The 8,455-nt window shown below is 70.5% G+C and carries 5 protein-coding genes and 1 pseudogene; 2 read left to right on the forward strand and 4 right to left on the reverse strand.

Annotated elements, in window-relative coordinates:
• Nucleotides 1–755 precede the first annotated feature (755 nt).
• The 3 genes and pseudogenes from rpmA to GFD30_RS25795 form a co-directional block, all read right to left on the reverse strand.
• Nucleotides 756–1,025: a 50S ribosomal protein L27 gene (gene rpmA / locus GFD30_RS25785; protein ID WP_125247595.1), complete on the reverse strand. Its 270-nt coding sequence runs from the start codon at nt 1,023–1,025 to the stop codon at nt 756–758.
• 10 nt (nt 1,026–1,035) lie between these two features.
• Nucleotides 1,036–1,335, reverse strand: coding sequence for a 50S ribosomal protein L21 (gene rplU / locus GFD30_RS25790; RefSeq protein WP_091052684.1), 300 nt, complete (start codon nt 1,333–1,335; stop codon nt 1,036–1,038).
• A gap of 604 nt (nt 1,336–1,939) precedes the next feature.
• Nucleotides 1,940–4,022, reverse strand: a pseudogene (locus GFD30_RS25795) (Rne/Rng family ribonuclease); the annotation flags it as partial.
• Between the two features lie 767 nt (nt 4,023–4,789).
• Between GFD30_RS25795 and GFD30_RS25800 the strand changes: the two are divergent.
• Nucleotides 4,790–5,524: a hypothetical protein gene (locus GFD30_RS25800; RefSeq protein ID WP_153028018.1), complete on the forward strand. Its 735-nt coding sequence runs from the start codon at nt 4,790–4,792 to the stop codon at nt 5,522–5,524.
• Nucleotides 5,525–6,270: 746 nt separating this feature from the next.
• Nucleotides 6,271–6,903 carry a hypothetical protein gene (locus tag GFD30_RS25805; protein WP_194202125.1) on the forward strand — a complete coding sequence of 211 codons (633 nt, stop codon included), beginning with the start codon at nt 6,271–6,273 and terminating at the stop codon, nt 6,901–6,903.
• A gap of 230 nt (nt 6,904–7,133) precedes the next feature.
• On the opposite strand, the gene GFD30_RS27700 is transcribed toward GFD30_RS25805, so the two are convergent.
• A partial coding sequence (locus GFD30_RS27700; protein ID WP_194202126.1) for a hypothetical protein occupies nt 7,134–8,455 on the reverse strand: 1,322 nt, incomplete at its 5' end.

The raw sequence follows: 8,455 nt of genomic DNA on the forward strand, positions 1-8,455 counted from the left end.
CAGTCAAAAACAGTACCAACCAAGAACACCCGACAACCTAATGCCAAGCCCCTCGATCAGCCCGCACGCTGACCATCCAAACACCCTGTTGAGTTCTCAAACAACACGCCACAACAAAGACTCATCCAAACATGGGATTCGTTCTCCGCCGGAGCAACCTCTCAACTCTAACAGTCTCGGATCGCTCTGCAAACTTCAGGCTGATTAACCTGTGTCACACGCGATCGAGGCTCCAGTGAGTCTCTGAGATGTCCCGCGATTCAGCTACCGGACCGCGCCGGACTCTGTGAGTCTGTCGCTGGTCTCCGGCGGCTTCCGGACCAGTCCTTCTCGGCTCTGTTCCGTTCCCCCGCGGGCAGATACAAATATACACGCGGTTTTGAGCGCACGAAACAGGGGGGCCCTTTTTCGTTCACGGCCGCGCTGAGCTGCGGCGACATGGGGGCGATGCGTTCGGTTCGGCCGGAGACCGGGTTCGAGCGCGTTCGCCTCCGCCGCCGGCTTCGCGCGCGATGCCGCGGGGGACCCGGTCTCAACCTACTGAAGGGGTCCGACATCCGGTCGTCGTCGCAGTGAACAAATGGATGCGATCGGTGTTCGGGTCCGGAGAGGTGTCGATCCGAGACGGAACGGAGTACGGGGGTACATGAAAGGGTGCGGAGGGCGGACGGGAGTGCCGGCGTACGCGAAAGGGGCCGGGCCCGTCTGTCGACGGGCCCGGCCCCTTCATGCTTGCGAGCGTTGCCGCTCTGGTCTTACGCCGCGACCTCGGTGGAAGTCGGGACGATGTTGACCAGCTTGCGGCCGCGCTTCTGCGAGAACAGCACTTCACCCTCGGCGAGGGCGAACAGCGTGTCGTCGCCGCCGCGGCCGACGAGGTCGCCCGGGTGGTACTTGGTGCCGCGCTGACGGATGAGGATCTCGCCGGCGCTGACGTGCTGGCCGCCGAAGCGCTTGACGCCAAGTCGCTTGGAGTTGGAGTCACGCCCGTTGCGGGAGCTGGATGCGCCCTTCTTGTGTGCCATGTTTCAACTCCTACTTGGTGATGCCGGTGATACGCACGCGGGTCAGCGGCTGGCGGTGACCCTGGCGCTTGTGGTAGCCGGTCTTGTTCTTGTACTTGTGGATCTTGATCTTCGGGCCCTTGGTGTGCTCGAGAAGTTCACCGCTCACCGTGACGCCGGAGGCGTCGGTGACCACAGTGCCTTCGTCGACGAGCAACACCGCGGGCAGCGTAAGCGTGTCGCCGGACTCGCCCTGAAGCTTCTCGACTTCGAGGACGTCGCCCTCGGCGACCTTGTACTGCTTTCCGCCAGTCTTGACGATTGCGTACATGTCGACGCTGGTCTCCTTGGGTCCTCCCCGATGCGGGGACATGATGTCAGTTCCCCGCAGGGGAACGGTGTCTGTCAATTTCGCGGTGTCACGCACCGTGCCAACTCGGGCTTCGCGAACGTCACCTGGGCTGGCCCGCCGATCGAGCTCCGCGATCGTCCCCGCGTGAACGGGGACGAAAAGCTGAGGGCTCTATAGGCCGCTCACTAGGGTACGTCATGTACCCGCTGGTTCCGGCATCGGGATCAGGCGGACGCCGCGGACGTCACAGTCCGCGGCGCCGCCCGCGCCTAAGCCGGGTCCGATTCCGTACCGGCGTCGCCGCCGTTGTCCGGTTCGGCGTCCGCCGTGTCGGAGTCCGACGCGGCGGCGGCCTGCTGCTCCTCGGCCAGGACCTGGTCGGCGTCCGCGGGGACGGCCTCCTCGGTCGCGGCGGCGGAGTCGGTCGTCTCGGTCTCGACCACGAGCGCCGCGTCGGGCTCGCTGCCCTCGGCGACCGGCTCGAACGTGGTCTCGTCCACGATCTCGACCTCGTCGTAATCGCCGTAGTCGTCGTCGTGCCCGTGCTCGGAGGCGGCCGCGATCTTCGCGACGGCGTCGGCGGCGGACTGGCCCTGCGGCTCGGACTCGTCCTGCCGCTTCTGCCGGCCGGACTTGGACTTGTCCCGCTTCTTCTTGCCGCCGTTCGAGCCCTGGCCCTGGTTCTGCTGGGCCTGGTTCTGGCTCTGGCCGGCGTTGCCGCCGCCACCGCCGTTGCCCTTCTTGCGGCCGTTGCCGAGGATCTCGTCCGTGTGGATCATGACGCCGCGGCCCTTGCAGTGGTCGCACGGCTCCGAGAACGCCTCGATGAGGCCCTGGCCGACCCGCTTGCGGGTCATCTGCACCAGGCCGAGCGAGGTCACCTCGGTGACCTGGTGCTTGGTCCGGTCGCGGCCCAGGCACTCGGTCAGGCGTCGGAGCACCAGGTCGCGGTTGGACTCCAGGACCATGTCGATGAAGTCGATCACGATGATGCCGCCGATGTCGCGCAGGCGGAGCTGGCGCACGATCTCCTCGGCCGCCTCCAGGTTGTTCCTGGTGACGGTCTCCTCGAGGTTGCCGCCCTCGCCGGTGAAGCGACCCGTGTTGACGTCGATCACCGTCATCGCCTCGGTGCGGTCGATGACGAGCGAGCCGCCCGAAGGCAGGTAGACCTTGCGGTCCAGCGCCTTGAGGAGCTGCTCGTCGACGCGCATCTCGGCGAAGACGTCCTTCGTGCCGGTGTGGCGCTTGAGCCGCGGCAGCAGCTCGGGAGAGACCGACTCCAGGTACTTGTGGATCTCGTCGTACGCCTCGTCGCCCTCGACCACGAGCTCCTTGAAGTCCTCGTTGAAGACGTCGCGGACGACGCGGATCAGCACGTCGGGCTCGGAGTGCAGCACGCTCGGCGCGTTGCCCTTCTTCGCCTTGGACTGGATCTCCTCCCACTCGATCTGGAGGCGGGAGATGTCGCGGGCGAGCTCCTCGGGGCCGGCCCCTTCGGCGGCGGTGCGCACGATGACGCCCGCGCTCTCGGGGACGAGCTTCTTGAGCGCCGCGCGCAGGCGGGTGCGCTCGCGGTCGGGGAGCTTGCGGGAGATCCCGGAGGCGTTGCCGCCCGGAACGTAGACCAGGTGGCGGCCCGACAGCGCGACGTGGCTGGTCAGGCGGGCGCCCTTGTGGCCGACCGGGTCCTTGGTGACCTGGACGAGCACGGAGTCGCCGGGCTTGAGGGCCTGCTCGATGGAGCGGGCCTTGCCGGCCAGGCCGGTGGCGTCCCAGTTCACCTCGCCTGCGTAGAGCACGGCGTTGCGGCCCCGGCCGATGTCGACGAACGCGGCCTCCATGCTCGGGAGCACGTTCTGGACCTTGCCGAGGTAGACGTTGCCGACCAGGCCCTGGGTGCCGGACTTGGAGACGTAGTGCTCGGCGAGGATGCCGTCCTCGAGGACGGCGGCCTGGGCGCGGCCGCCGCGGACGCGGACGACCATCTGGCGCTCGACGGCCTCGCGGCGGGCGAGGAACTCGGCCTCGCTCACGACCTGGACGCGGCCCCGGCCGGACTTGCGGCCGTCGCGGCGCCGCTGGCGCTTCGCCTCGAGCCGGGTGGAGCCGGAGACGCCGCGCACTTCCTCGTTGGAGGACGGGCGGCGCTGCGGGGTGCGGACCTTGACCACGACTTCGGCGTCGTCGTCGGCGTCCTCGGGACGGGAGCGGTCGGAGTCCTCGGACCCGGCCCTCCTGCGGCGGCGGCGACGGCGGCGGGTCACCTCGGGGCCGTCGGCGCCCGAGTCCTCGTCGTCCTCGTCGGAGTCGGCCTGCGGCTCGTCCTCTTCGTCGTCGTCCTCGTCGTCGATGCCGCCTTCGGCACCGTCGAGGCCCTTGCCGCGGCCTCGGCCGCGACGGCCCCGGCGGCCGCGCCTGCGGCGCCCGGCCTCGGAGTCGTCATCGTCGTCGAAATCGTCGTCGAAGTCCTCGGCGACCGGCTCTTCGACCTTCGACTCACGCTCGACGGCCTTGTCCTCGGGCCCCTTGTCGGCCCGGTCGGCGGCACGCTGCTCGCCGCGGTTGCGCGTGCGCTTGCGCGACGGCTGCTGCTCCTGGGACTGGGCCTTCTTGGCCTGGGTCTTCTTCGCCTGACGGCGGGGCTCGGCATCCTGGCCGCGCTTGGACTCGGAGTCCTGGCGTCGCGAGTCCGCCTCCTGGCCGCGGCGCGGCTCTGCTTCGCGACGCGACTCGGCGTCGTCCTGCTGGTCGCGGTCGGACCGGGACCGGTCGGACCTGGATTCCGCCGACTTGGGGACGGTCTTGGGCGGGGGTGCGAACATCGCGGCGGTCGCAGCGGTGGCACGTGGCCGCTCGGTGCGCGGCGTCTCGGACGCCGGTTCGTCGCTCTTGGGTTTTTGAGGAGCCATGAAGGTCACCGCGATGGGCGGGACCTGTTCGCGCGGCTCATTCTCGCGCATACGAATATATCTCCATTCCAGCCGCTGCCCGGGCGCGTGACGCGGTTTGCGTCCGCTGCCGCACGGGCGCGGCATCAAAAGTGCGATCCTCCCGACCGGGCGGGGGCCGGGCGTCCGGCTCGCGTCGCTCAACTGGCTCGCGAGCCATGGTCCGGCGCTGTCCCCTGCCGTTCGGGCCGCACTAAAAGCTCAACTCGCGCTGGGGAAACACCTCTGCCCCCAGCCGAGTCGTCAAGTCCGTCGCCGTCGTGAGGGGCGCGGACAGGACATCTGCGGGTCGCACCGTCCGTAGATATGTGCGGAACGACAAGGTCGAGTATCGCACACTCTGCGTCATTCGCCGAACAGGTGGACAAGGCGGTGCCCTCCCTCTCAGTGTGAGCAGTCACGATCGGGTGAGAAAACACGACTCCTCGTGGTTGGCACGGTTCGAGCGTGGCCCGTGTCCCATGTACTCGATAAGCTGTCGGTTGGCGCGGCAGCAGCGGGCCCACAGTAAGGACAGAACCATCGCACTCCAGGTCATCGACTCGGACGAGTCCGAGGAGCCCCGGGCGGACGGGAAACCGGCCACCTATCAGGGGCGGCATCGCGGTGCCGACCTGTTCCGGCAGCTCACGAGCGTCGGATGGGTCCTCGCGGTGGTCGCGGTGCTGCTGCTCGGCGGCGGCACCGTGCTGTTCTGGAGCTCCGGCGTCGGCGACGAGGAGCCGCCGGTGGACGCCGGCGCGATCGGCGACCTCTGCGAGCGCGTCGTGAACCCGGAGCTGCTGGCCCCCTGGGCCGACACCGAGCAGGCGCGCAGCCCCGAGGAGTCCTCTGAAGCGAACGTCCGGACGTTCGACTGCACTTATTCGGCGGAGTACGCCGGGGGCGACGCGTACCGGCTCGTGACGCTGTTCGCGACCGTGCAGGTGTACGAGGACGCGGCGAAGGCGCGGGCGGCGTACGCCGGGGTGCTCGAGTTCGAGGCGTCCGAGGGGCACGCGACCGCCGGCCTCGGCGGTGTGGGCGAGCAGGCCGCGACCGCGGTGATCGCGGAAGGCGAAGAGACCGAAGTGCGCTTGCACGCGCAGGAAGCGAACACGACGCTGAGCCTGAACGTGTTCGTCACGGGCACGCCTCCTGAAGGCGGCGACGTCGAGGTGTTGGCGGAGGGCCTGTCGTCGGGTCTGCTGGATTCGCTCCCCCGAGCGGGGAATTAGGCGGCTCCCTCTAAGCTGACCGTGTCTACCGCGGCGTCAAGTCGACACGCCGCGACCATTCGCGGAGGATCATCGTGAGCGCCACACCACCTTTTGGACCGGCATACGACGAGCAGCCCGACGATGGGCGGCGGTCGGATTCCGGCCAGTGGCGGCCCCGGGCGGGTCGGCCGCAGGGTTCACCTGGCGAGCCGTACGCCGCTCAAGGTGATCAAGGCCGTTTCCAGGGCGGGCAGCCGTCCCCGGAGCGCCCCCGGCAGGGCGGCGGGTACGGGCAGGGGCGGCCGCAGGCGGGGCGTCCCTCGCCGCAGGCCGGACGGCCGGCACCGCAGGCCGGCGCGCCGCGGGCGGGCGGTCCTTCGGCCGGTCGCGGGCCGCAGCCCGGGCAGTACCAGTCCCCTCAGCAGCAGTTCTCGCCACAACCGGGCGGGTACGAGGCCCAACCGGGCGGTTATGAAGCACGGCCGGGAGGCTATGAGGCGCAGCCGGGCGGGTACGAGTCGCGCCGCGGGCCGATCACCGGGTCGACGCCGCGGACGGGTGCGCCGCAGGGCGGCCGCGAGTACCGGCCGAGCCCGGGCGGCGGCGCCGAGGCTCCGCCGCACCGGCAGGACGAGCCGTTCGAAGAGGCCGCGTTCGTCGACGACCGGGTGAAGGACGACTGGGGCGGCGGCACGGAGACGAGCGCTGCCGGGCGTCTCGGGTACATGCCGAAGGAGCCGCGGCGGCGTTCGGATTTCCAGAAGGTGCGGAGCCGGGCGCGCAAGTCGAGCCCGTGGCCGAAGATCGCCGCCGGCGTCGTCGCGGTGGCGCTGGTGGGCGGGGGCGTGTGGTGGTACATGAACCGCGACTCGGGCGGCGGGGCCGACGACGCTGCCGGCGCGGGCCTGACGTACGCCGGGAGCGAGGAGCCGTGTTCGCTGATCGACGCCGCCCCGCTCGAGTCGGTGGTGGGCGGCGCGGAGCCGACCGAGGCGGCCGAGGCCGAGCAGAAGAACCGCGGCTACTCGCAGCTGTGCACCGTGACGTACGGGGAGCCGGACCAGGCCGCGGCACTGCTCGAGGTCGACGGGACGGTGTTCGACTCCGACGCGAAGGCCAGCGTGAACTTCGAGATGGGCGCCGGCGAGCTGAGCGAGATGGCCGAGCTGTGGACGCCGATCGAGCCGGCGCCCTCGGTCGGCGACCAGGCCGCGGCCGTGGCGCGGATCGTGTCCGACGGGACCTCGAACTACCAGCTCCACATCCAGGACGACAACGTCTACCTGGTGGTGCGGCTCTCGGTGGCAAAGGAGGCCGGGATCGACGAGGCGACCTTCACTGACCTGACCACGCAGTTGGCGGAGGCGTACCTGGCGAACTGGCGCGACGCGAGTTAGGCCGCCCGAACGCCGGGCCGATCTGGGAGTGTCTCGGAGCGCCCCGGAGGGTCTACACAAATCGGACACAAGAGGGACCCCTGGGTCAAAAATACGCCGGGGGTCCGACAGGACCGCGGGGCCGGTTCCGTCTCGCGAGACGGAACCGGCCCTTTCACTCGTTCGAGTGAAAGGGCCGGTGGCGGCTCAAGGTCGGACGGCGCCCGTCGGGGCCGACCGGGTGGGCGGCGCTAATAGGTGCGCATCGGGGCGCCGAACATCTGCGACTCGATTGAGGTGGGGGCGCACCACAGGTAGCGCTCCTTCTGGCCCTTCCGCAGCATGGCGATCATGTCGTCGTGCAGCATCTGGAGCCACTGGAGCACCTCCTGGTTGACCCGGATCGTCGAGCGGGCGATCTGGGCCTCTTCAGCCGTGAGGCGCTGGAGGACCGTCATGTGGGCCTCGCCGGTGAGGTTGTCGGCGAAGTTCGTCAGGCGCGGAAGCACCGTCAGCTGCGTGCGCCACGGGCCGAGGACCGGCTTCGTCTGGGAGCCGCGCTCGCCGACGTCGTAGACGTAGAGCGCCGGGGAGTGCTGGCTCGCCTCGACCGTCACCGGCTGGTCGCCGTGGAGGACTGCGAGGCGGTCGTTGCGTCCGGTCGCGGTCTCGCCCAGGCCGTTCCACTCCTGCGGGCGGGTCGTGCACACCGCGACGCGGGTGCCGATCGCCAAGGCTCGGAAGACGAGCAGGCGGGCGAGGTACACGCCGCCGATGAGGTTGATGCGGGTCTCCTCGGGCCGGAAGAACGGCGCCACGACCGGGATCTGCTCGGCGTCGCGGCCGATGACGAGGCCGGCGGGCGGGCTCGCGGAGGTCATGAGCTCGAGGGCCCGGGCGGTCGGGATCTGCGGGACCGACTTGACCGGCTCGACCGGTTTGCCTGCGTCCCTTGCGGTCTCGACCGCGCGGTCGGTGACCGGGAGGCCGTAGACCGTGCCCTCGGTGGGGCCGGCCGACACCTGGGAGACGCCGAACAGGCCGGCCGAGGTCGGCAGGGAGCTGATCGGTCCGCCCGTGATCGGCGCGGCGCCCGAGTAGGGCATGCCCGAGTACGGCTGCGCGCTCGCGGGCTGCGCCGAGTACGGCTGGCCGGACACCGGGCCGCCCGAGATCGGGCTCCCGGAGACGGGCTGCCCCGACACCGGCTGGGCCGAGACGGGCGCGGCGGACACCGGCGCCGACGAGAGCGGCTGGGACGGACGCTGCTGCTGCGACGTCGGCTGCGGCGCCTGCGGGAGCTGGTACTGCGGCTGCTGGGGGCGCTGCTGCTGGGACGGCTGCGACGGCTGTCCCTGCGGCGGCGTCGCGGGCGGCTGCGCGACCGGGCGCTGCGGCTGCTGGTACTGCGGCGGCGACGACGGCTGCGAGGGCTGGCCCGGCGGCCCGGGAGGCTGCGGCGGGCGCATCTCCGGAGGCCGCGGCGTCTGGTACTGCGGCTGCTGCGGTTGCTGGGGCCGCTGCTGCTGGGACGGCTGCGCCTGCGGCGGCTGCGCCGGGCGCGGCGGCTGCG

The sequence above is a fragment of the Glycomyces albidus genome, assembly GCF_009451885.1.
In the GTDB taxonomy this organism is placed as follows: Bacteria; Actinomycetota; Actinomycetes; order Mycobacteriales; family Micromonosporaceae; genus Glycomyces; species Glycomyces albidus.